Origin of the sequence: Geminisphaera colitermitum TAV2 (assembly GCF_000171235.2) — a bacterium.
GTDB lineage: Bacteria > Verrucomicrobiota > Verrucomicrobiia > Opitutales > Opitutaceae > Geminisphaera > Geminisphaera colitermitum.
This window is the reverse complement of record NZ_ABEA03000115.1, coordinates 1-22,012: the sequence shown is the minus strand read 5'-3', so window position 1 is coordinate 22,012 and position 22,012 is coordinate 1. Positions and strand designations below refer to the sequence as shown.

At 60.3% G+C, this 22,012-nt stretch carries 22 protein-coding genes and 1 pseudogene; 11 read left to right on the top strand and 12 right to left on the bottom strand.

Annotation, left to right across the window (positions count from 1 at the left end; genetic code table 11):
• Both OBACDRAFT_RS13760 and OBACDRAFT_RS13755 read right to left on the bottom strand, forming a co-directional pair.
• On the bottom strand, nucleotides 1-1,287 hold a 1,287-nt coding region (locus OBACDRAFT_RS13760; RefSeq protein WP_052361984.1), incomplete at its 3' end, for an FAD-dependent oxidoreductase.
• 228 nt (nucleotides 1,288-1,515) lie between these two features.
• Nucleotides 1,516-2,754, bottom strand: coding sequence for a carbohydrate porin (locus OBACDRAFT_RS13755; protein ID WP_043586505.1), 1,239 nt, complete (start codon nucleotides 2,752-2,754; stop codon nucleotides 1,516-1,518).
• 339 nt (nucleotides 2,755-3,093) lie between these two features.
• Here OBACDRAFT_RS13755 and OBACDRAFT_RS13750 point away from each other — a divergent pair, with 339 nt between their 5' ends.
• On the top strand, nucleotides 3,094-3,285 hold the full coding sequence (locus tag OBACDRAFT_RS13750) for a hypothetical protein (protein WP_043586503.1): 192 nt from the start codon (nucleotides 3,094-3,096) through the stop codon (nucleotides 3,283-3,285).
• Nucleotides 3,286-3,695: 410 nt separating this feature from the next.
• Here OBACDRAFT_RS13750 and folK read toward each other — a convergent pair whose 3' ends face one another.
• Together folK and folB are read right to left on the bottom strand one after the other, a co-directional pair.
• Nucleotides 3,696-4,181, bottom strand: a complete 486-nt coding sequence (gene folK, locus OBACDRAFT_RS13745) for a 2-amino-4-hydroxy-6-hydroxymethyldihydropteridine diphosphokinase (RefSeq protein ID WP_043586501.1) — start codon at nucleotides 4,179-4,181, stop codon at nucleotides 3,696-3,698.
• Nucleotides 4,144-4,539, bottom strand: a complete 396-nt coding sequence (folB, locus tag OBACDRAFT_RS13740) for a dihydroneopterin aldolase (RefSeq protein ID WP_043586499.1) — start codon at nucleotides 4,537-4,539, stop codon at nucleotides 4,144-4,146. The genes folK and folB overlap by 38 nt, the downstream gene beginning before the upstream one ends.
• Here folB and OBACDRAFT_RS13735 point away from each other — a divergent pair.
• The 3 genes and pseudogenes from OBACDRAFT_RS13735 to OBACDRAFT_RS26660 all read left to right on the top strand — a co-directional run bounded on the left by OBACDRAFT_RS13735 (nucleotide 4,526) and on the right by OBACDRAFT_RS26660 (nucleotide 7,430).
• The gene (locus tag OBACDRAFT_RS13735; RefSeq protein ID WP_157837075.1) at nucleotides 4,526-5,356 is read left to right on the top strand and encodes a hypothetical protein; all 831 of its coding nucleotides are present in this window, start codon (nucleotides 4,526-4,528) and stop codon (nucleotides 5,354-5,356) included. The two genes, folB and OBACDRAFT_RS13735, sit on opposite strands and share 14 nt — an antisense overlap.
• A pseudogene (locus OBACDRAFT_RS31265) lies at nucleotides 5,340-6,250 on the top strand (1,4-dihydroxy-2-naphthoate polyprenyltransferase). The gene OBACDRAFT_RS13735 and the pseudogene OBACDRAFT_RS31265 overlap by 17 nt, the downstream one beginning before the upstream one ends.
• A 91-nt stretch (nucleotides 6,251-6,341) precedes the next feature.
• Nucleotides 6,342-7,430 (top strand): IS4 family transposase, encoded by a 1,089-nt coding sequence (locus tag OBACDRAFT_RS26660; protein ID WP_081721820.1) that lies wholly within the window; start codon nucleotides 6,342-6,344, stop codon nucleotides 7,428-7,430.
• A 167-nt stretch (nucleotides 7,431-7,597) separates the two neighbouring features.
• Here the strand turns inward: OBACDRAFT_RS26660 and OBACDRAFT_RS28270 are convergent, their stop codons facing one another.
• A complete protein-coding gene (locus OBACDRAFT_RS28270) occupies nucleotides 7,598-7,735 on the bottom strand; it encodes a hypothetical protein (protein ID WP_157837074.1) in 138 nt (45 codons plus the stop codon).
• 56 nt (nucleotides 7,736-7,791) lie between these two features.
• On the opposite strand from OBACDRAFT_RS28270, the gene rhaM reads away from it, so the two are divergent.
• The 3 genes from rhaM to OBACDRAFT_RS13705 all read left to right on the top strand — a co-directional run bounded on the left by rhaM (nucleotide 7,792) and on the right by OBACDRAFT_RS13705 (nucleotide 10,121).
• Nucleotides 7,792-8,106 (top strand): L-rhamnose mutarotase, encoded by a 315-nt coding sequence (gene rhaM / locus OBACDRAFT_RS13715; RefSeq protein WP_043586497.1) that lies wholly within the window; start codon nucleotides 7,792-7,794, stop codon nucleotides 8,104-8,106.
• Nucleotides 8,107-8,232: 126 nt separating this feature from the next.
• Entirely contained in the window at nucleotides 8,233-9,387 is a 1,155-nt protein-coding gene (locus OBACDRAFT_RS13710) for an MFS transporter (protein ID WP_232767120.1), read from the top strand.
• Between the two features lie 119 nt (nucleotides 9,388-9,506).
• Nucleotides 9,507-10,121 (top strand): thioredoxin family protein, encoded by a 615-nt coding sequence (locus OBACDRAFT_RS13705; protein ID WP_043586494.1) that lies wholly within the window; start codon nucleotides 9,507-9,509, stop codon nucleotides 10,119-10,121.
• 151 nt (nucleotides 10,122-10,272) lie between these two features.
• Here OBACDRAFT_RS13705 and xseA read toward each other — a convergent pair whose 3' ends face one another.
• Together xseA and OBACDRAFT_RS13695 are read right to left on the bottom strand one after the other, a co-directional pair.
• Nucleotides 10,273-11,613 carry an exodeoxyribonuclease VII large subunit gene (gene xseA, locus OBACDRAFT_RS13700; protein WP_043586492.1) on the bottom strand — a complete coding sequence of 447 codons (1,341 nt, stop codon included), beginning with the start codon at nucleotides 11,611-11,613 and terminating at the stop codon, nucleotides 10,273-10,275.
• Nucleotides 11,610-12,356: a TVP38/TMEM64 family protein gene (locus tag OBACDRAFT_RS13695; RefSeq protein WP_052361979.1), complete on the bottom strand. Its 747-nt coding sequence runs from the start codon at nucleotides 12,354-12,356 to the stop codon at nucleotides 11,610-11,612. Before OBACDRAFT_RS13695 ends, xseA begins: the two co-directional genes overlap by 4 nt.
• Before the next feature lie 149 nt (nucleotides 12,357-12,505).
• On the opposite strand from OBACDRAFT_RS13695, the gene OBACDRAFT_RS26655 reads away from it, so the two are divergent.
• Entirely contained in the window at nucleotides 12,506-13,594 is a 1,089-nt protein-coding gene (locus OBACDRAFT_RS26655) for an IS4 family transposase (protein ID WP_081721820.1), read from the top strand.
• Nucleotides 13,595-13,935: 341 nt separating this feature from the next.
• Here the strand turns inward: OBACDRAFT_RS26655 and OBACDRAFT_RS13680 are convergent, their stop codons facing one another.
• The 5 genes from OBACDRAFT_RS13680 to OBACDRAFT_RS13660 form a co-directional block, all read right to left on the bottom strand.
• Entirely contained in the window at nucleotides 13,936-14,172 is a 237-nt protein-coding gene (locus tag OBACDRAFT_RS13680) for a ferredoxin (RefSeq protein WP_043586513.1), read from the bottom strand.
• Nucleotides 14,173-14,455: 283 nt separating this feature from the next.
• Nucleotides 14,456-16,957 (bottom strand): S8 family peptidase, encoded by a 2,502-nt coding sequence (locus tag OBACDRAFT_RS13675; protein ID WP_043586490.1) that lies wholly within the window; start codon nucleotides 16,955-16,957, stop codon nucleotides 14,456-14,458.
• Nucleotides 16,954-18,054: an AAA family ATPase gene (locus OBACDRAFT_RS30750; RefSeq protein WP_052361977.1), complete on the bottom strand. Its 1,101-nt coding sequence runs from the start codon at nucleotides 18,052-18,054 to the stop codon at nucleotides 16,954-16,956. The genes OBACDRAFT_RS13675 and OBACDRAFT_RS30750 overlap by 4 nt, the downstream gene beginning before the upstream one ends.
• Nucleotides 18,055-18,235: 181 nt before the next feature.
• Nucleotides 18,236-18,493: an acyl carrier protein gene (locus tag OBACDRAFT_RS13665; RefSeq protein WP_043586488.1), complete on the bottom strand. Its 258-nt coding sequence runs from the start codon at nucleotides 18,491-18,493 to the stop codon at nucleotides 18,236-18,238.
• Between the two features lie 23 nt (nucleotides 18,494-18,516).
• On the bottom strand, nucleotides 18,517-19,833 hold the full coding sequence (locus tag OBACDRAFT_RS13660) for a beta-ketoacyl-[acyl-carrier-protein] synthase family protein (RefSeq protein ID WP_052361974.1): 1,317 nt from the start codon (nucleotides 19,831-19,833) through the stop codon (nucleotides 18,517-18,519).
• A gap of 93 nt (nucleotides 19,834-19,926) precedes the next feature.
• Between OBACDRAFT_RS13660 and galE the strand changes: the two genes are divergently transcribed.
• From galE to OBACDRAFT_RS13645, 3 genes are all read left to right on the top strand, one after another.
• Nucleotides 19,927-20,928: a UDP-glucose 4-epimerase GalE gene (gene galE, locus OBACDRAFT_RS13655; protein WP_043586486.1), complete on the top strand. Its 1,002-nt coding sequence runs from the start codon at nucleotides 19,927-19,929 to the stop codon at nucleotides 20,926-20,928.
• Between the two features lie 31 nt (nucleotides 20,929-20,959).
• Complete coding sequence (locus tag OBACDRAFT_RS13650) at nucleotides 20,960-21,517, top strand: Uma2 family endonuclease (protein ID WP_043586484.1); 558 nt, start codon at nucleotides 20,960-20,962, stop codon at nucleotides 21,515-21,517.
• Nucleotides 21,514-22,012 (top strand): creatininase family protein (locus OBACDRAFT_RS13645; RefSeq protein ID WP_198529903.1); only part of this gene is annotated, 499 nt, incomplete at its 3' end. The genes OBACDRAFT_RS13650 and OBACDRAFT_RS13645, both read left to right, overlap by 4 nt.

The window sequence follows — 22,012 nt, the reverse complement described above, 5'->3', positions numbered from 1 at the left end:
CTCACGCCCCCGTCCTGCCGGATCGCCGGCGGCAAGCGACGCCCACGCCTCATGATTCGCCAGACAGGTGCAACGCAACCAGCCCTCCGCAAGCTGACGCGCCGCGCCCGTCGCCGGATCGACGCCAAACTCAAAATTGTTCGGAAAACAGATGACGCCGCTGCGCGTATCCACGAGTTGCCCGGACGCGGGACGCTCGTAAGCGAAACGTTCGCCCTCGTTGAAAAACACAATCGTATCGTCGCCCCATCCCAAGGCAGCAGGCTGGCGGTCGAGCACGGTGATCGTTTCACAATAACTCAAACGCCCCGCCGGATGCAATGGAGCGGCGGTCTCCAGGCCGCCGGACGCCGCGGAGCGTCGCATGGCTGAAGGCGAGGCACGTTGCGCCTCGTCCGGCGGCCTGGAGACCGCCGCTCCTTGGAGCACCAATTGTTCCGTTTCCCGCGCCCCGATGGTGCTGATGATGTGTGTGGCGGTGATCTCTTGACCATCGTCGAGCACGAGCGCCGCGGCGCGTCCATTGCGGGCGATGATCCGTCGGACTCCGCACCGCATCCGGCGCTCGCCGCCCGCCGCCCGGTATTTTTCCGTCAACACGCGCAAGATCACGCGCACCCCGTCGAACGGACGCGCAAAGCCTTCGAAAAACAGCGCCTTGAACATGATGACAAACTGCCCGAACTCCATGTCGCGCTCCTGCGCGCTCCCGTAGTACATGACCGGGCAGAACAACATATCCTCCAGCAACGGGTCCGTGATGTGCCGGCGCACGATTTCGCGGGCCGACTCCGGCTTCGCTCCGAGCGACACATCATCGTAGCTGCGCACCACGCCCACCAGCCGCCGAAACCCGTCGATTTGCGCCGGGAATTTTTGCGCAACCTCGCTTTCAAAGACCGCGAAGTCGTTGGTAAAGGTTAACGATATCCCCCCCCCCCCCCCCCCCCTGCCTGTTCCGCCACCAAACGCGATGCGCGAGCGCTTTTGCGGGCAGAGGCCAAATTCATCGCGGTCGATGCGCAGTTGCCGGAGCAACTTGCCGAGCGGAGTGCCCTTGGTGCCGGGCGGCACGTAGTTGGTCATGGCGTGCAGCCCCACGTCATATTTGCGTCCCGCGATGGAGTAAAAACCGTTGAGTCCGCCAACTGCGTTGTGGCGTTCGAAGATGCACACGCGCCGGTCAAAATGCGCCAGCCGGATGCCGGCCGCGAGGCCCGCCATGCCGGCCCCGATGATGACGGTGTCGTAATGCGTGGAAGCTGAAACAGCAGCGGAGAGTGACATAGCGAGTGATTTTGGAACCCTAAAATCCAACCAATCCATGATTCACCACAGAGACACTGAGACACAAAGTTCAAACCAAAGAAACTCACATCCTCTGTCTTTGCCGAACTTTGTGCCTCTGTGTCTTTGTGGTGAAATTCTGAATTAAAAAATCGGACGAAAAAAAACGCCGGTCACCAAAAGGCAACCGGCGTCGAAGAGAGCGAATGGATTAGTTACCCAAACAGCTTAGAAGTTGAGCACGGTGCGCAGACCGAGAACAATCGCGTTGTCGTCGTTTTCGACCGGGTTGATCACGTACTGCACGTCGGCTTGGAGCGTCCAATAGGAGGTGAGCTGGGCCTTGTAGGTGAGTTCGAGGGTGAACTCATTGCCATTCTCAGCGTTGACGGAGTCCTTGTAGGCGCCACCGAGCTTGGTCCAAGAAAGGGCGGCACCGGCAACGTCGTCAGGACGGCTGGCGAAGGGAGCGAACCAGTTGATGCCGGCATCCATGTAGATGAAGGCCGTGGCAACGTCTTCCTGAGGAGTGATGCTGGCGCGCCAGAAACCACCGAGGCCAACCTTGTCCGCGTTCATGGAGATCGCGAAGTCATGGACGAAGTAGAGCGAGTAAACGGTGGATTCGGTGTTGCCGGTGTCGTAGTTCTCGAAGTCCTTCGTGTGGAGGGTGCCGCCGAGCTTGAAGGTCGAGGGCTTGCCAGCCAGGTCGAAGTTCACTGCGCCTTCGGTCATCCAGAGGAAGCCGGTGCTGGACAGGCTCTTCCAGTCAAAACCGTGGTTGGAGTGGATGTCATCGCCAGGGCCACCGAGATAGATGGCGTTCTGCCAGGAATACTTCTCGTTGGGGGTCCATTTGAACCAGACGCCGGGAGCGGCGACAGGGTAGCCGTTGTAGGCGACGGTGTCGGTGCCGAAGCGCGGCGTGGCGCCAGTGGCGGCAGGCATGGTGCCGAAGGAGCCATTGAGGAACAGGCTAGAATAATCGGAGCCCATGAAGTCGTCGTCAGCGGCGATCTGGCCGATCTTGACGGCGTATTCACCGTTGTTCCAGCTCTGGGTGTAATAGAGGTTGAACGCGCGCAGGCTGTCGGAAGCCCAGATGTTGCTGGCGCTGTTGTGGGAGCCAACGCTACCGAGGCCGCCAGAGCTGTCGCTGGACTCGGTCCAGTGACCTTGGAGGACGATCATACCGGTGGCGGGACCGCCGAACTTGCCGAGGTCGATTTCGACGCCGAAATCAACGAGGGTGTTCCAGAGGTTGTCGCGTCCACCGATCATGTCGCCATCGACATTGTTCCAGAGCTCACCGGTGACGGTAACCCAAGGGCGGATGCCATTGTCTTCGAGAGCAATACGGGGACCCCACTTGGCGGTGGGAGCGTCCGACGGCTCGGCGGTTTGAGCGAAGGCCGGGACGGCCAAAGCACCTGCTGCGAGCAGGGAGAGGAATGTAGAATTCTTCATTGGTTTGTTTGTGTGGTTATTGGTTAAGACCCGCTTTGCCCGCCGCTTCCGTATCTCTTAGGTAAAATCAAGGAGTAGGAATAAACGGATAAATCGAAGCCTTAAGTTTGGAGAGATGTTGCAATTGAGAGGTTGTATCAAATCCGAAGACAGGCATTTGCATGATTATAACAAAATCTAATTCATTTTTGCAGATATCTTTACGGATTAGGTAAAAAATCATGCAATATTTAGCTAATGCGACTGTGACGCAGTCACAAATTGTTAAAAAAGAATAAGTTATGTTTGACAAACCACTGGGACGATCACTTGTTGAGACCCGCAAGGAGAAATAAAAACATGAGCACCAAAACCATCGCCAAATCCTGCGCCTCGTGCGCCCACTGGAAATCAACCGCTCCCGCCAAAGGCGAATGCCGCCGTCATGCGCCGCAATCCATTCTTTTCAAGGTGGAGGCCGGGGTGCAGTACGAAGCCAAATTCCCCGTCACCAAAGCCGAAGACTGGTGCGGTGACTACACGGCCAAATAAGCCTGCTTCTACCCATCCTCCCCACGCGCTGGCGGAGTTCGCTAGAGCGGATAAGTTGAGATGTAGCCGTTGTCTTAACGGTAGGGAGGCCTCTCCGAGGCCTCCGAAACCACGCTCCATCTACCTATGAATTTTGCATCCTCACACTACGCACGGCGGAGGCCTCGGACGGAGCGCAGCAGCGCGCAGATGGCATCGCCGAAGGCGATGGCCCGAAGGGCTGCCCTCGGCAGAGGGCACAACGGCCTCCCTACCAAGTAATCAAATGGCTTCAGTTTAAATGAAACTGCTCTAAATCCCAAAAAACATCATCAAACCCCAAGGTGGAGAATTATCTCCGCCTTGGGGTTTTTTGTGAGACTTGGGGTTCGGCCACCCTGCAGCCCGGTTTCGCCGGGCTGCCGTGCCGGTTAAGCCACCAGTCGGACTCCCGTTGTCCCAAGGCGGGTGGCGTGTTCGCGGGCGGTAAGTGCTCCGATTACGAGATCGGGCGCGATCACGCTCAAGGGCACCATGACAAAGGCGCGTTCGGTCATGCGAGGGTGCGGCAGGGTAAGGCCGGGCGTGTTGCAAGCGGGGCAGCCGGAGTGCCAGAGCAGGTCGATGTCGAGCGTGCGCGGGCTCCAGCGTTCCACGCGCGTCCGGCCGCAGGCGGTTTCAATCGCCAGGCAACAGGCCAAAAGTTCGGGGGCGGAGAGCATGGTTTCCACTTCCACGACGGCGTTCAGATAATCGCCCTGCCCGGTAACGCCGACCGGAGTGGTTTCGTAAATGCCGGACGCGCACACGATGCGCAGACCGGGCGTGGCGGCGAGTCGGCGGAGCGCTTCGTCGAGATGGAATCGACGGTCTCCGAGGTTACTGCCGAGCGAGAGATAGGCGTTGAAATTCGGCACGGGTAAGGCGGGTTTCGAGAGCGATGGTGTCAAAGATGGCGGGCACCGGCGCGGAGGGTTTGCGTAACACGAGGCCGGCTTCGAGGAGGGTTGGGTGATGCTGGAGGATTTCCATGAGGAGACGCCGGGCAAGGGTTTCGAGAAGGCGATGGCGCTCGCCTTGCACGATGCGGGCGCAGAGGGCGGCGACGTCGGCGTAGTTGACGGTTTGCGAGAGGTCGTCGGCAGCGGCGGCGGCCGCGATGTCGAGGACGAGTTCGAGGTCGAGTTCGAAGCGCTGGCCCAGCCGGGTTTCCTCGGGAAGCACGCCGTGGTGTCCGTGAAAAACGAGATTTTTTATGTGAATGCGTCCGATCATCGGTTGCGGGTGGCAGGAAGTTGGTAGTTGTTGGTTGCCAGCCTTTCAACAACTGGCAACTAACAACTGGCAATTTTGGATCCTTTCGCTCGTGACGTTCGATTACACCATCCTGATATTATCTATTATTCTTCTGTGGATACCGCGTCCGTGCATGCGGTGGGGGCGTCTTGGTGGAGGCGGCAGACCTGCCGCTCCGGTCCCCGCGCCATCGTCGTCCCAAGGCACGGCGCGGCGTCGAAGGATATCGACCACCCGGGTCGAGTTCGCGTTGGATTACCGGTTGAATACCCTGCGCGAATTGAAGGATCCGCACAACTGGATCGACTTTTTCCGGGCCTTGGTGGGCGGGTTCGGGCTTTTCGTGACTGGCATCACGGGCACCGACTTGGTGGACCTGCCGCTGGCGCAATCCGGTCCCTTTATTGCCGCGCAAATCGTGGTGGTGATCGCCGCCGTGCTGTTCCAGATGCTGCGCTTTGACAAAGGGGTGATATTCTACGCCCCGGTGTTTTTTATCCAGGGCTTGATGTTCGGGCTGGTGGACTGGCGGGTGGGCTTGCTGACCATGCTCGGCACATGGACGATCATTCCGTTGCTGCACACACCGGGGCCGTTTCTCTCGGTGGTGGGTGTTGTCGCGGCGGTTTTTGGGGCGCTGCTCAAGGTTCACCTGCTCTATGTGTTTACGGCGTTGGGCGTGGCGCTTTGGCCGGTGTTCTGGAGCATCATGCTGGAACACCGCTTGGTTGCCAACATGGAGCGCAAACACTTGCGCCTTTATATGTATCAGAAAACCAATGACGCGAATGAGTGAGCCTCGCTGGCGGATCTGGCTGGATGCGACGCGGCCCCGGACGTTGCCCGCAGCGGTTGCGCCCGTGCTTGTGGGCACGGCGCTGGCGTGCCGTGAAGGTGTGCGCGCGCCGTGGGCGGCGGCGGCCTGCCTGGGGTTTGCGCTGCTGATCCAGATCGGAACGAATTTCGCCAACGACTATTACGACTTCATCAAGGGCGCGGACACGGCGGAGCGGGTGGGGCCGCGCCGGGCGGTGGCGTCGGGGTTGGTGTCGCCGGGCGCAATGCGCGGGGCGATGTGGGGGGTGTTTGCGGCGGCGTTTGCGGTGGGGTTGACGTTGCTCGCGTTGGCGGGGGGGGGGGGGGATGGCCGTTGTTGGTGATCGGGGTGGCGAGCATCTTGTGCGGCATCGCTTACACGGGGGGACCGTATCCGCTGGGTTACAACGGACTGGGCGATGTTTTCGTTTTTATTTTTTTCGGCCTCGTGGCCGTGGGTGCGACGTTTTTTGTGCAGACGGGCCGCATGACCGCCGACGTGCTGCTGGCGGGCGCAGGCGTGGGCGGGCTGGCGGTGAATATCCTTGTGGCCAATAATTATCGGGACGTGGAAACCGATGCGCGCGCCGGCAAGCGCACGCTCGTGGTGCGTTTGGGCCGCGGGTTTGCGCGGGCGCAGTTCGCGCTGGCGCACATCGTGGCGGTGGCCGTGGTGCTGGCGCTGGCGTGGCGCGGGCAGCTTTCGTGGCGTCCGGCGCTGATCGTGGCGGCGTTCGCGCTCGTGGCGGGCGTGTGGCAATCGCGTTTGCTGAGAGCTGCGACGACGCCGGCCAAATGCATCCGTCTGCTCGGACTGACGGGACGCCACCTGGCGTTCTACGGCATCGGCGTGGCGGTGGCCGCGTGGTGGTGATTCACTGAATACTACGGAGGGCGGGTCTCCCGACCTATACGCGCTAACATGTTGTCTTTACATGGGAGGAGGAAACGGGTAGATAGGTGGGATGAAAAAGACATGGATGACGGAAGAGTGGGGGCTGGTGAAGGGGCTGCTGCCGGAAGGGTGGGAGGTGGCGGCCAGGGAGCAAGGAGCGTTCAAGCAGGCCAAGGGGATAAGAACGGCGGAGGAGTTGCTCAGGCTGATATTGATGCACGCTGGGAGCGGGCTGTCGTTGAGGCATGCGGTGGCGAGGGGGGCGGCGGCAGGGTTGCCGGAGGTCTCGGATGTGGCGTTGCTCAAGAGGCTGAGGAACGCGGAGGGTTGGCTGAGGTGGATGAGCGTAAGGTTGCTTGAGCAGCAGGCCGGACAGCCGAGGTGGTCGAGATTGCCGGAAGGGTGGACGGCGGTGGCGGTGGACAGCACGACCATAGAGGAATCCGGAGCAAGCGGAACGGACTGGAGACTGCATTATGCGATCGGACTGCCCAGCCTGTTTTGCGAACAGGCCGAACTGACCGACAACAAGGGGGGCGAAAGTCTGTGCCGTTACAAGGTGCGCAAGGGGGATTTGTTTTTGGGCGACCGGAATTTTTGCCGAGCCCCGCAGATCAGGCATGTGATGGATCATCAGGGGGCGGTCCTGTTACGCTGGCACAGCACCAGTCTGCCCTTGTTTGACCAGCAGGGGCATGCGCTGGACGTTCCCGCATGGCTGGCCCAGTTGCGTTCCCGTCAGTGCTCCGGACTGCCCGTCTTCCTCAAGGACGGCACCGCCTTGCGCCTGTGCGCCCTTCGCGTCAGCCCACAGGCCGCCCAACGCGAACGAGCCAAAATCAGGCTCAGCGCCAAAAAAAACGGCCGCAAACCCTCCTGCCAGTGCCTGTGCATGGCTGATTACATTGTCGTTGTCACTTCCCTGCCCTCCTCTTGCCTGGACTCCCGCGGCATCCTCCAACTCTACCGCCTGCGCTGGCAGATCGAACTGGCTTTCAAACGCCTCAAATCACTCCTGAACACTGGCCACGTCCCAAAAAAAGACCCCCTCAGCTCCCGCTCATGGCTCCAAGCCAAATTACTCACCTGCTTGCTCATCGAAAAATCCCTCCTCCAATCAGAGGTTTTTTCCCCCTGGGGATTCATCCTCCCTGACTAACTCCAGATGGACTGAGTTTGTCTTCGCTCGCGATTGTCTCCTCTCTTGTCTGGCCATCCCTCTCTCCCTAAGCCTCTTCCTTCTCTGCGGCCATCGCCTACGCGGTTCCCTCGGCTACCCTCCTCGCAAGCGCATCCCCCACCGTATCCTCATCAAATCTTAACATGTTAGCGCTTATAGGTCGGGAGACCCGCCAGACGCGGCGCAGCCGCGCCTTCCGGAATGGCGGCGCTTTGCGCCGTCGGCGGGTCGGGAGACCCGCCCTCCTTGGGGGGGGGGGGGGGATGCGTAGCATCGTCATTCATTGGCAAATATCTCGCCTCCGATGAATCGCCCGGCAGCCTCGGGTGTTTTCTCAATCATGATCCGCAAAGCCTTCGTCATGTCCGTCACGCCCGGCCAGGAAGCCGAATACCAGCGTCGCCATTCGCCGATCTGGGACGACCTTGCGGCCACGCTCAAGGCACATGGCGCGCACAATTATTCGATCTTCCTGCACCCGCAGACGAATCAGCTTTTTGGATACGTGGAGGTCGAGAGCGAGGAACGCTGGGCGGCGATTGCGCAGACCGAGGTTTGCCAGCGTTGGTGGCGTTCAATGAGCACGCTGATGCCGTCCAACGCGGATTACAGTCCGGTGTCCACCGATCTGCGCGAGGTGTTTCACCTGGCGTAAGCAGCGCGCTTCGCCGCCGTCCAAACCAGAGGCCAGACTTCGGCTGCGTTGCTTGTTGGTTTTTTGTCTTCTGTTTTCCGTCTCCTGATTTTTCCACCAATGTCATTCCCTTTTCCACGAGCCCGGTTGCTCACCATTCTTTGCTACGGCGCCATGATGAGTCTGGCCATCGGCATCAATTTGCTGCCGGTGTTCCTGACCACGTTGAGCAGCGTTTTTGGCGGCGAGGCGGGCGCGCTCACCAATGAGCAACTGGGACGTCTTGGGGCGTGCGTGTTTAGCGGATTGGTCGTGGGTATCCTGATAACGGGGCCGCTGGCCGACCGGTTTGGCGCGAAGGTGTTTGCCCTGCTAGGCGATGGTCTGGTGGCAGGCGGTTTGCTGGGCATGGCGCTGGCTCCCAATTACGCGGTGTTGGCGGCAATGTTGTTCGTGCTGGGCTTCGGTTCCGGGTTGCTCGACATGGTGTTGAGCCCGGTGGTGGCGGCGCTCAATCCGACGCGGCGGGCGGCGGCAATGAACTGGTTGCACTCGTTTTACTGCGTGGGCGCGGCGGTGACGATTTTGGGCGGCTCACTGACTTTGCGCATGGGCTTGGGATGGCGCGGATCGTGTCTGGCGCTGCTGCCGTTGCCGGTGTTGTTGTTTGTGGCGCTGTCCTTGCAGCGGTTCCCCGGCATGACGACGAAGGGTGCTCGCACGCCGTTTTTTCAACTGTGTCGCGACCATTGGTTCATGCTGGCGTTGGCGGCGATTTTCTTGGGCGGCGCCGCGGAAATGGGCATGGCGCAATGGTTGCCAGCTTACGCGGAAAGATCGCTCGGTTTCTCCGCCTGGACGGGGGGCATGGCATTGCTCTTGTTTTCCGTTGCCATGGCTTTGGGCCGCATGGTGATCGGGGCGGCAGAGGCGCGTTGGCCGGCGTTTGCGATCATGATCGTAAGTTGCCTGTCGTCGGTCGTGTTGTTCGGGCTGGGATCGTTCCTGCCGTGGTCGATGCCTGCCCTGATCTGCTGCATCCTTGTGGGTTTCACGGGGAGTTGCTTGTGGCCGACAATGCTGGCCGTGACGGCGGATCGCTACCCGGATGGCGGCGCAAGCATGTTTGGAGCGCTCGCTGCACTGGGCAACGCGGGCGGGATTTTCATGCCGTGGCTGGTCGGCTGGGTTGCGGATTGGAGCAATTTGCATTGGGGGCTGGTGACTTCCGCCATTGCCCCGATTTTGATGTGGCTGGTGCTCCGACGCATGCGCAACTCCCGCCCCGCAAAATCGAGGTGACTTTTCTTTAAAAAACCTTCCGAAAATCTGCCTCCCCCCGCTGGCGCGCCGGACGGCTGTGGTTACATTCGTGGCTCTCTTCGCATCGCGATGAATCTCCATATCCAAACAATCCACCCATGAAACATCTCACCACACTCTTCCGCACCTTCGCCGCCACTGCCGCGCTCGTCTTCGGTTCCGTCCTCCTTGCCGTCGAAGCCGGCCAGCCCGCGCCCGATTTCACGCTCACTGACATCAACGGCCAGACGCACACCCTCTCCGCGCTCAAGGGCAAGACCGTCGTCCTCGAATGGGTCAACCCCGAGTGTCCCTTCGTGGTGAAACACTACGAAAAGAGCGGCAACATCCCCGGCCTGCAAAAAAGCGCCGCCGCCGATGGCGTTGTCTGGCTCTCGATCAACTCCGCCGCGCCCGGCAAACAAGGCGATTACGACAAAGCCCAGATCGAAGCCTGGAGCAAAAAAACCAGCGCCGCGCCCGCCGCCTACCTGCGCGACACCGATGGCAAAGTCGGCAAACTCTACGGCGCCAAGACCACTCCGCACATGTTTGTGATCAACGCCGAGGGCGTGCTCGTTTACCACGGCGGCATCGACAGCATTCGCTCCGCCAATCCCGGCGACATCGCCAAGGCCGAGCCCTATGTCGTCGAAGCTCTTGCCGCCGTGAAAAAAGGCGAAACTCCCGCCACCACCTCCGCCGCGCCCTACGGCTGCTCGGTGAAATATTAGAGCAATTTCATTTAAACTGTAGCCATTTGATACCTGATAGGGAGGCCTTTGTGCCCTCTGCCGAGGGCACAAAGGCCTCCCTACCGCCAAGACAACGGACACAACTCAACTGAAAATGCTCTAATACCGTCGAAGGCCAATCGTCAGACCGTCAGCCCTTCGGCTTCGTTGTCCGGGCCGAAGGCGCGGACAACTCCGCTTCTCCATCTGCGAATTGTGCGCGAAGACGGGCTCCGGCCTTCAGTTTGGCCAACTCCGCCCGGCGCTGCACGGGCTGCCCGGTGGCCTCGTCGCGCAGAATCACAAAACCCCGGTTGAGCACCGACTCTGGGCTCGCCGCCTGAAGACGTTTCCACAGCCCGAGCAAACGATGCGACTCGATCTGCACGCGCGTCTCCGGTGAACGCTCGCGGAATGCCGCCCGCAATTCCGTGAAACGCTGACGCCGCGCTCGCACCGACTGCGTAAGCGACGCCTGCAAACGGTTTCCCAAGTCGTCGAGCCGCAAAAATCCCCGCTCCACCTGCGCCGACGGCGCGAGCAGCCGCAGCCGCGCCCGCGCATGATCCAACCGCCGCGACGCCTCGCCCACCGCCGTCACCAACTCCCGCCGCAACCCCTCCGCCAGTTGTTGGAACCTCTCCCGTTCGCGCACAAATCCGCTCGAAATCAGCTCCGCCGCCCCGCTCGGCGTCTCCGCGCGCACATCGGCGGCGAAATCGCACAACGTAAAATCAATCTCGTGCCCCACCGCCGACACCACCGGCACCGGGCACGCCGCCACGGCGCGCACCAATCCCTCCTCGTTGAACGCCCACAAATCCTCGATGCTCCCCCCCCCCCTCCCGATCACCAGCAAATCAAACATCCCCAGCCTCGCCGCCTCCTCCAGCATCGCAATCATGTCCGCCGCCGCGCCCTCGCCCTGTACCCGCGCCGGCAATACCACGACGCGTCCCCGCCAGCCCCGGCGCGTGAGAATGCGGCAAAAATCCTGCACCGCCGCACCCGTTGGCGACGTGATAAACCCGACCGTTCGCGGCAGCGCCGGCACGGGACGCTTGCGCTCCGACGCGAAAAGCCCCTCCGCCGCCAGCTTGCGTTTCAGCGCCTCGAATTCGCGTTGCAGCCGTCCCACGCCGTCCTCGACCACCAGCCGCACGATGAGCTGATACTGCCCCCGCGCCTCGTAAACGCTCACCTGCCCGAACACGACCACCTGCATCCCGTCGCGCAACGCCACGGCCTGCCGCGCCGCGTCGCCGCGGAACATCACCGCCGAAAGCTGCGCGCCCGCGTCCTTGAGCGAAAAATACACGTGGCCGCTTGCCTGTATCCGAAGATTGGAGACCTCGCCGCGCACCCAGTCCGCATGCAATTGCGATTCGAGCAGCACCTTCACCCGCCGCGTGAATTCGGTGACGCTCTCGGCGCGCGGCGCGCCGCCTTCGCCAGCGGAGTCGAGCGGATGGATGGGACGCAGCAGACTCATGGCGTGGGCGGAGGCGTGTCGTCGATGCGGGAGGAGGCCGCTGCGATTTCTTCGCGCTCGCGCAGAATGCGCCGCGCGCTCACCTGTTTGCGCACGATGCGGATGCCGATGGCGAACGCGATGAACAGGCTGATGCCGATCATCGCCGTGCCCCCCTTCCCCTGCGCCAGCGCGTCGCCAAACACGATCAAGGCAAACGCATACGAATACGTGGCCACCCACGAGATGAAAAAATACGGCCAGAACGGCACGCCCGCCACGCCGAGCAGCAGGCTTTGCAGGAGGTAGGGCGGCCCCGGGGTAAACCGCACCAAGGCCACCAAACTCGTGCCGCCCTCCCCGCGCACTTCAGGCAGCGTGTAGCCGAGCCATTTGCACAACCGCATCGCCCACGGACGCAGCAACCACCGGGCCGCGGCATAGCTCAGCGTAATGTTGAACGCCAGACACAGCGCCGCGAGCACCAGCACCCAGGGCAGGCCAATGACGGGGCCAAACAGCGGTCCCGCCGAGAGATTGAACACACTGATCGGCACTCCGCAGGCGGGCAGCACGGCGAACGCCGCGAAATACGGCCCTGCCCCCAGCGAGCGCACCCAATCCACGGTGGCGTGAAACAGGGACACGAATTCCGCGCCCCAAACGCGCCACCCCGCCGCAGCCACGCCGAGCCCGAGCACCGACAGCACGGCGAGCGTGATAACAAGGAGCCGTTTGCGCCTGGCGTGGACGGTGTGTGTCATAGACGCCACGAAGCCTGCCGTCCGTGCCGCGAGACCGTCAAGTGTGCGAAAGAATAATTGCGGAGCGGACTCTGGAGGGCGGGTCTCCCGACCTATACGCGCTAACATGTTGTCTTTACATGGGAGGAGGAAACGGGTAGATAGGTGGGATGAAAAAGACATGGATGACGGAAGAGTGGGGGCTGGTGAAGGGGCTGCTGCCGGAAGGGTGGGAGGTGGCGGCCAGGGAGCAAGGAGCGTTCAAGCAGGCCAAGGGGATAAGAACGGCGGAGGAGTTGCTCAGGCTGATATTGATGCACGCTGGGAGCGGGCTGTCGTTGAGGCATGCGGTGGCGAGGGGGGCGGCGGCAGGGTTGCCGGAGGTCTCGGATGTGGCGTTGCTCAAGAGGCTGAGGAACGCGGAGGGTTGGCTGAGGTGGATGAGCGTAAGGTTGCTTGAGCAGCAGGCCGGACAGCCGAGGTGGTCGAGATTGCCGGAAGGGTGGACGGCGGTGGCGGTGGACAGCACGACCATAGAGGAATCCGGAGCAAGCGGAACGGACTGGAGACTGCATTATGCGATCGGACTGCCCAGCCTGTTTTGCGAACAGGCCGAACTGACCGACAACAAGGGGGGCGAAAGTCTGTGCCGTTACAAGGTGCGCAAGGGGGATTTGTTTTTGGGCGACCGGAATTTTTGCCGAGCCCCGCAGATCAGGCATGTGATGGATCATCAGGGGGCGGTCCTGTTACGCTGGCACAGCACCAGTCTGCCCTTGTTTGACCAGCAGGGGCATGCGCTGGACGTTCCCGCATGGCTGGCCCAGTTGCGTTCCCGTCAGTGCTCCGGACTGCCCGTCTTCCTCAAGGACGGCACCGCCTTGCGCCTGTGCGCCCTTCGCGTCAGCCCACAGGCCGCCCAACGCGAACGAGCCAAAATCAGGCTCAGCGCCAAAAAAAACGGCCGCAAACCCTCCTGCCAGTGCCTGTGCATGGCTGATTACATTGTCGTTGTCACTTCCCTGCCCTCCTCTTGCCTGGACTCCCGCGGCATCCTCCAACTCTACCGCCTGCGCTGGCAGATCGAACTGGCTTTCAAACGCCTCAAATCACTCCTGAACACTGGCCACGTCCCAAAAAAAGACCCCCTCAGCTCCCGCTCATGGCTCCAAGCCAAATTACTCACCTGCTTGCTCATCGAAAAATCCCTCCTCCAATCAGAGGTTTTTTCCCCCTGGGGATTCATCCTCCCTGACTAACTCCAGATGGACTGAGTTTGTCTTCGCTCGCGATTGTCTCCTCTCTTGTCTGGCCATCCCTCTCTCCCTAAGCCTCTTCCTTCTCTGCGGCCATCGCCTACGCGGTTCCCTCGGCTACCCTCCTCGCAAGCGCATCCCCCACCGTATCCTCATCAAATCTTAACATGTTAGCGCTTATAGGTCGGGAGACCCGCCGACGGCGCAAAGCGCCGCCATTCCGGATGGGCGCGGCTGCGCCGCGTCTGGCGGGTCAGGAGACCCACCCTCCAGAGCACAAAAAAACCCGCGCCTGTTTCCGGGCGCGGGGGGTGTCATGAAATTGTTGTTCTTGGACGGGTGGCTTATTCGTCGCCGTCGCTGCCGATGGCCTCGACCGGGCAGCCTTCGAGAGCTTCCATGCACTGGGCGATCTCTTCCTCGCTCGTCGGCTGGGCCTGCACAAAGGAGTAACCTCCCTCATCGTAACGCGAAAAGAATTTCGGCGCCGTCTCGCGGCACAGGTCGCAGTCGATGCACTGCGTATCCACATAAAACTTACCGGCGGCGTTCTGTTCGATTTTGTCAGCTTTGTTGGCCATAATGGCGGCGAGAAAACGCGCCTGCATCTCCCTGTCAAGAGGTCTGGCAGAGACCCGGTCTCAGCAGCAGAAACCACCGCAAGACAAACGAATTACAAACGAATTAATTTACAAAAAAGAAGGCCTCACCACTCGAATCGGTGCGGTCAGTGCATATGTCGAGACAACCTTTTTCTGGGGGAAGTGGAAACCGAGACGTCCGAAGATTTTTTTTAACGAAGTCGCTGGAGCGTTTGGTGTGGTATCCTCGTTGCCGAAGGCGACGCGGAGGCAGAAGGGGCTATCAAATCGTGGCGCGAATACGTTGGCGAGCGCGGGCTTGTTCCTGAGCACGTGCGTCGATGGCGGCTTTTTGCTGGGCGTAGAGTTGAGTGTATTTTTGCGAAGTGTCTTCCACGCGAATGACAGCGGCCAAGGAAATTTTCTGAGCGAGGAGGTCTTGGGTTTTGATGTTTTTTCGGAGCCATTGGGCTGGGTACAGTGCGATGGCGAGAATGTAGGGATGCTGGCTGTAAGTGTCTTTGTGGCGGGTCCAGACAAAGGTATCGCTCTGGAGTGTGCCTACTGAACGGGTTTCGATTTTCCAGTGTCCGAGTTCCTCCGCGACTTTGATGTTAGCGAGAGTGGTATCCAAGTTTTCAGAAGCAGACATCATTTCGCGAATATCCTCGATTTTTTTGTCTCCACGGAAGAGGCGAAATTTGAGTTTTACACCATGATAATCAGCAAGGCCGTCGGATTGCACGGGAGGTGCCATGGCAACAGCGATGCGGATTTTTTTTGGTTGGTGACCAGCTGTCGCAAGTTCTTTGGGGATGTCGATGGGGAGGAGGATGAGGTCACCGGGACAATGTGAGGCATCGTAATAGAGAGCCGTGGAATAGCCTTCGCAATGGGTGGCCTTTTTGATGTCAGGTTGGCCGTGCCCGTAGAGGTCGATGTCCAACTTGGGGTCGTTGTGCGTTGCTGGCGGGGTTGCGGATGCGGCGAGGAAGGCGCGGAGGAGACAGGCGGAGGGTTCGCGTTCGGGTTGGAGTTGGCGGAGGTCGGAGAGAATTTGGGCGGCATGGTAGGCAGCACGAGGGCCGGCAAAGCTTGTGCCACTGTTGTGTTGAAGGGGCGGGTTTAGCTGGCCGCTGGCCATGATGACGTCGGTGCCTGAGTTGTCTGAAACGGTGAGGTTTTCTGCGTTTTGAACAAAATTGCCTCCGTATTCGACGAGGTCGGGTTTTATTGCCTCACCAAATCCGGGGCCGGTTCGAGTGAAGGGTGAGGCTTCATTTTCGCGAGCGATGGCGATGCTGATTGCGGCGGTGGGAGTGACGGCGGTGGAGTGGGCAATGGCACCGACTGTGAGAGCGAGGCTGGCCTGTCCGGGGTCAAGGAGTTTGGCTGTGGGGTTGGCGAGATAGCGGGGCCAAGGGCCATTGGTTGCGAGGAGTTCTTTAATATCGTGGGGAGGGAGATTACCTGTGATACAAATGAAGAGGATATCGTATTTTTTGGCGAGTCGATCAATGGTCCGCCCTACCCAAGTTTTGCGGGGGAGGAGGTCGCGGGTAGCCAGATTCCAAATATGTCCGACTATGCTATAGGACAAGACGTAGATGCGCACACCTTGGTGGTGCAGTTTTTCGACGATTTTCTCGAGGGTGAGGCTCAGGAGATGCGCTTCTTTGACGTGATAGGTGCCGTCGTTATTTTGGGTGACGACATGCATGTAGCCTTGGTCGTCGGTGATGCGGGCGGAGACGATTTGAGCGACGGGCTGGTGCGTGGTGTTTTTCCCAATGTCGATATGATAATAGGCTGCAAGGGAGGCAACGCCAGAGCCGTGTCCGTCGGGGTCGGCAAGGGGATGGTAGCCCGTGATCCAAGATTCGGAAAGGTCGCGATTGACGACGTGTTTGAGAAAGGGGTTTTCGCCAGCAACTCCGGTGTCGATTACGCAGATTTTGGGGGCATTTTCAGGGGGGGGGAGGAGGGTGGTGTCGGTGATGGTAAATTTTTTGAAGCGTTCGCTGAAGGTTTCGAATTTTGGGCGGGCGTCAAAGGAGGTTACGATACGACGCCATTCGGGGGCTTCCACAAGGAGTTGGAAAGCGGATCCGGTAGAGGATACAACGGCAGGGATAACGCCTTCATCGAGAAGATTGTCGTCGTGTTCGTAAAGGCCACCGCCACCCGCGTAGCGGAGAAAACTTTGGAGTTTGGTCAGGTGTTGACGGAGTTCTTTCCGGCGTTCGCGACGGTCAGTGAGAAAGCTGCTGATTTCGACTTCGTAAATGAACCAGTGTCCGGGAGAGGAGAGGTTTTTGTAGTTTTTGCGGAATTGTTCGCAGAGGCGTTCCTTGGGGTCGCTGATTGTTACCGAGGTTACGTTGAGGAGAAAATTGATGTTTGGGGGGGCGGGGGTTTCGGGATTATTTTCGGTTTGGGCGATGCGCTGATCAATTTTGTGGAGGTTTAATTCGTCTGGATTTTTCGGTATGACGAGGGAGTGGGTGTCGGTGGGAGGGGCGTAGAAACAGAGGCCGGTGCCTGAGAGGTCGTTTTTGGTGAGACGGCGGTCGTGCGTCATTTTTAAGATGATAGCGCGAATCTGATCCGAATCGAGTTGGCGTGCTTGCTGTTCTATTTCGGCAAGTTGACGGCGCATGTTTTGCGCGGCCTCAATGCGTTTTTTGATATTAATTGCGGCAGCGGGAACGGGTCGTTTTGGAGGGGGCTTGAGGCGGCGGGAGGGGAGGGGGGCGATAAGAAGGGGCGGGAGGCTTGGGTTCATTTTCTGGTGGCACGTTTGGTGGTGGAGGGAGCGGATTTACGGGTGCGGCTCTGCGCGGAGTTTTGTTTATTTTTCCAGTCACGCCAGATGTCAGTCAGGATGGCGGTCGTTGTCTGGTTCGTGCCGGAGAGGATGGCTGTTTTGCTGGCTTCCTGACAGATGCGGGCGAGGTCGGCGAATGAGGCGGTGGTCGTGTTTTGAGCAAGAGTGGGGAGTGTCCCGGTGATTCTAAGTCCACTGGTAAAGCGACGGAGGTATTCGAGCCGTTGTTCTTTTCCTGGGAGAGGGAATTCGATGACGTCGTCAAAGCGGCGCCAGATGGCAGTATCGAAGAGATATTGGTGGTTGCTGGCAAAAATGATGATAGTTTTGCCGGGTTGGAGTTCGTCCATGGCTTGGAGTAGGCTGTTGACGACGCGTTTGAGTTCTCCGACATCGTTGCGATCTTCGCGGTTTTTGGCAATGGCATCGGCTTCGTCGAGGAGGAGAACCATGGGGGTGTCATTGGCTTGCCGGAAGATTTTCTGGAGGTTGGCGGAGGTCTCGCCAACGTAGCTGGTGATGACAGCGCTGAGGCGGACAATGCCAAAGGGGAGATTGAGTTGATTGGCCAGCCAGTGGGCGGTAAGGGTTTTGCCGCATCCCGGAGGCCCCCAGAAGAGGAGACGCGTGGAGGGCATGAGACCGGCTTCCTCAAGGCGGTTTTTGGATGTGTATTCAGCGAGGATTTTTTCGAGTGCCCGACGGGTTGTGGGCGCAAGGATGATGTCTTCGCTGGAAACACGCCGGGGCGGGGGAGAAGCAATCAGGGGTTTGATGTCGGAGGAAAGTGAATGAATGGGGATGGGCGCGGGATTCATTGTTGATGTGGCAGTGGTGCCGTTTGGTCCTTTCCTAGTTTGGGGTATATGGCCGTTGGTGGCGACAAGGGGAGAGAGAAATTCACGAAGGAGACTTGCTTCACCGGGACGGTTGGAGGTGCTGAGATAGGTGATGATCGTTTCCGCGTTTTTGCGAAAGCCAACGTCGTCTTGTCGGGCGTGGGTTTGAATCATTCCAAGGACAGAGTCGTAGGAAATGGGAATCGTCCGTTTCATGTCAGAACCAAAGTATGCGGATGTGCGTGGATGTCGATTCCGTCATGGGGGGATCGATATTTTAAGCGTTCGCGGAGGAGCGTGGCAGCGTATATTGTTGTGGAAATGAAAAAAGCCGGGAGGGTTTGCCTCCCGGCTTGGATAAACGGGTGCCCAGCCTTGTGTGGCTAGGGAGAGGGGCTTACTTGCCGAGGGCGGTGAATTTCGGCGTCAGGTAGTTGGCGCAGCTTTCGAGGCTGGCGAGCTGCATGTAGTCAGCCTCGGGCACCTCGATGTTGTGGCGTTTGCGCAACTCCATCACGATGTCCAAAAAGTCCATCGAATCGAGCTGGAGCTGGTCGCGCAGGCGCACGTCGTGCTTGAGGTTGGAGATGTCCTCGTCGGGAGCGATGTCCGCGATGATTTCAAGGACTGCCTTTTTGCATTCGTCTTGGGTCATTGTGATTCGGTTAAAGGTCAGAACTAGGCGACAAATCGCTTCACAATCAACGTGGAATTTATGCCCAGCATCCCGAACGAGTTGTTCAGGATCGCATCGACCTTCGCCACCTTGCGCGGTGTGTTGATCACGAGATTGGGCAGCGCGCACTGGGGATCGAGTTCGTCCACGTTGATCGTCGGGTGGACGGTCAGGTCGTCGAAGGAGGGCAGGTTGCCCGCCAGTTCGATCGCGCCCGCCGCGCCCATGCAGTGGCCGATGAAGCTCTTGGTGTTGTTGATGTAGGTGTCGGGGCAGTCCTTAAAAACCTGCGCTAGGCCTTGCGCCTCCTGGATGTCGCCGAGCGGGGTGGCCGTGGCGTGCGTATTTACAATGTGGATATCCTGAGGCTTGAGCCCGGCGCGTTCGATGGCGCGGGCAACGCATTCGGACTGGCGGGCGGGATTGGGGAGGACGTAGTCGGAGGCGTCGCTGTTGACGTTGTAACCGGCGATTTCGCCGTAGATTTTCGCGCCGCGCGCCTGCGCGTCTTCGAGCCGCTCCAGCGTGTAGATGCAGCCGCCTTCGGAGATGACGATGCCGTTGCGCGCCTTGTCGAAGGGACGCGAGGCTTTTTTGGGGTCGTCGTGGTGGGCGAGCGCGCCCTGCGACTTGAAGGCGGCAAAGATGCCAAATGTGCCAGTGCTTTCGCTCACGCCGCCGCAGAGGGCGAGGTCCACTTCGCCGAGACGGAGCATTTGCGCGGCGTGGATGAGGCCCATGTTGCCGGCGGCGCAGGCGGCCCCGATCGTGTAGGCGGGACCGGTGACGCCGAGGTGGAGGGAGACTTCGCCGGCGGGGTTGTTGGCCACGGTGCGGGGGTTGTGGTAGTGAGACCAATACTTGGTGTCGTAGCCGAATTTGGAGAGGGCGTAGATCTCGTTTTCCGTCTCCACGTTGCCGTGCTCGGTGATGCCAATGTAAATACCGACGCGGTCTTTCGCTGCCGCCGTTGTCCCCTCCCCCCCCCCCCCCGGAGCGGCGTCCCAAGCGATGCCGCTGTCGGCGAGGGCTTCGCGGGCGCAGTAGATAGAGATGGAACCGGCGCGGGTGCCGACGCGGATTTCCTTTTTCTTCTGGTATTTGAGCGGATCGAAATGGCAGATGCCCGCGATGAGCCGGCCCATGTAACGCACTTCGAGGGGTTCCACGCCGGCGACGCCGTTGAGCAGGTTGTGGCGAAATTCCGCCAGCGAGTTGCCGTTGGGCGCCGCAAGGCCGACTCCAGTGATGACGATGCGCGAAGAGGTTTTGTTGCCGTTTTTGTCGTTCTTGTCGTTCTTGCCGGGAATGAGCGTCATGAGAAAGAAGAAGCTAGCCAACGCATGGCCGGGCGCAATACAAGCTTCGCTCCCTTCCACAGTCCAATTCTCTCATCTTTCATCGCACCGCTTATGAACGTTCTCGTTGTTGGAGGCGCCGGTTACATCGGCAGTCATTGTGTTCGCCAGCTCATCGCCGCGGGGCATCGCCCGGTGGTGCTCGACACCATGGTGTTCGGCCACCCCGAAGCCGTGGCAAAGGACATTCCGTTTTACACGTCCAACCTCGGGGACGAGGCCGCCGTGGGCGCGATTCTCGAAAAGGAAAAAATCGACGTCGTCATGCACTTCGCCGCCTACGCCTACGTCGGCGAGTCGGTGACCGACCCGTTGAAATACTACTTCAACAACGTGTGCGCCACGCTCCAACTCCTGCGCGTGATGCTGGCCAAGGGCGTAAACAAATTTGTATTCTCCTCGACCTGCGCCACCTACGGCATCCCGCAGAGCATGCCCATCGTCGAAACGCTGCCGCAGGCCCCGATCAACCCCTACGGCCAGACCAAACTCGACATCGAAAACGCCCTCAAGGCGCTCGCCCATGCGCACGGGCTGTCGTTTGCCGCCTTCCGTTATTTCAACGCCGCCGGAGCCGCCGAGGACGGCACCATTGGTGAGGATCACAACCCCGAGACGCATCTCATCCCGCTCGTGATCGACGCCGCCACCGGCAGGCGTCCCAACGTGCAGGTTTTCGGCACCGACTACCCGACGCCCGACGGCACCTGCCTGCGCGACTACGTGCATGTGGACGACCTGAGCCGCGCGCACATCGCCGTTTTCGACAAACTCCAAAAACCCGGCGCCGCGCTCTTCTACAATCTCGGCACAGGGACGCCGACCTCCGTGCTCGAAGTCATCCGCGCCGTGGAAAAAGTGACCGGCAAAAAAGTCCCCTACGTCACCGGCCCGCGTCGCGCCGGCGACCCGCCCGCGCTCTACGCCGACTCGTCCAAGGCGATCAAGGAACTCGGCTGGCAGATCAAGTTCAAGAGCATCGAGCCCATCGTGGAAACCGCTTGGAAATGGCACTCGGCCCACCCCGGCGGCTTCCCCAAAAGTTGCGGCAGTTGACGCCCCGCCCATTCCCGCCAACCTATTCGCCATGCTCGCCACCACCCAAGCACCACCGATCACGCGCCACGACTACGAGCAAATCCCGTTTGGCGCGCCCAACTACCAACTCATCGAAGGCGATCTCATCATGGCCCCCTCTCCCTCCGTCTTTCACCAAGACATCAGCGGCAACCTCTACTACCTCATTCGTCATCACCTGCGCACGCACCCAATTGGCACTGTCTTCATGGCACCGCTTGATGTATTCCTGTCCGACATCAACGTCTATCAGCCCGACCTCCTCTTTATCCGCAAACAAAACGCCTCCATTATCAAAGAGCACGGCATCGAAGGCGCGCCCGACCTCGTTGTGGAAATCCTCTCCAAGACCAGCACCAAATACGACCTCGGCATCAAACGCTCCGTTTACGCGCGCACCGGCGTCGAGGAAATGTGGGCGATTGATCCCACGCGCCGCACGCTTGCCATTTACCGCTTCGACGAATCCGCCGAAACCCCCGTCGCCACCCACCGGACAACGCAGACCTTCACCAGCACGATCATCCCCGGCCTGAGCATCGCGCTCAAAGACGTGTTCGGACATTGAGCGCAACCCGAGACAACCCTCCCTCCCCTCCCCCCGGCTGGGCGCAGCTCCCCACGACCGCCTTTGCCGCCCTCGCCGCGCAGCCCGGCGCGCTCGCCATTTTGCCCGTTTACGATCACGCCGACCACGGCCTCGGCCTGCCGCTCAACGCCGGCGAAGTCCTCGGCTCCGCCCTGCTGTCCGCCGCCCTTCGCGCCACCAACGTTCAGCCTTCAGCCGTTTCCGTGCTGCCGCCGCTCCGCTTTGGTCCGGCCCCGTATCCCTCCACCTTTTTCGGCGTGGACGCCGACACCGCGCTCCAACTCGTCAACGAACTTGCTCGCGGCGTGAGGCGCGCCGGATTCGAGCGACTCCTGATTTTTTCCACCGGCCCCTGGCACCGCGAATGGCTCAACGCCGCCGCGCTCGACATCCGCGTGGCCACCGGCCTGCGCGTCTTCCGCCTGCACCTCTCCGCACTCGAACTCGATTTTCACCCCGCTGCGCCCGCCGCCC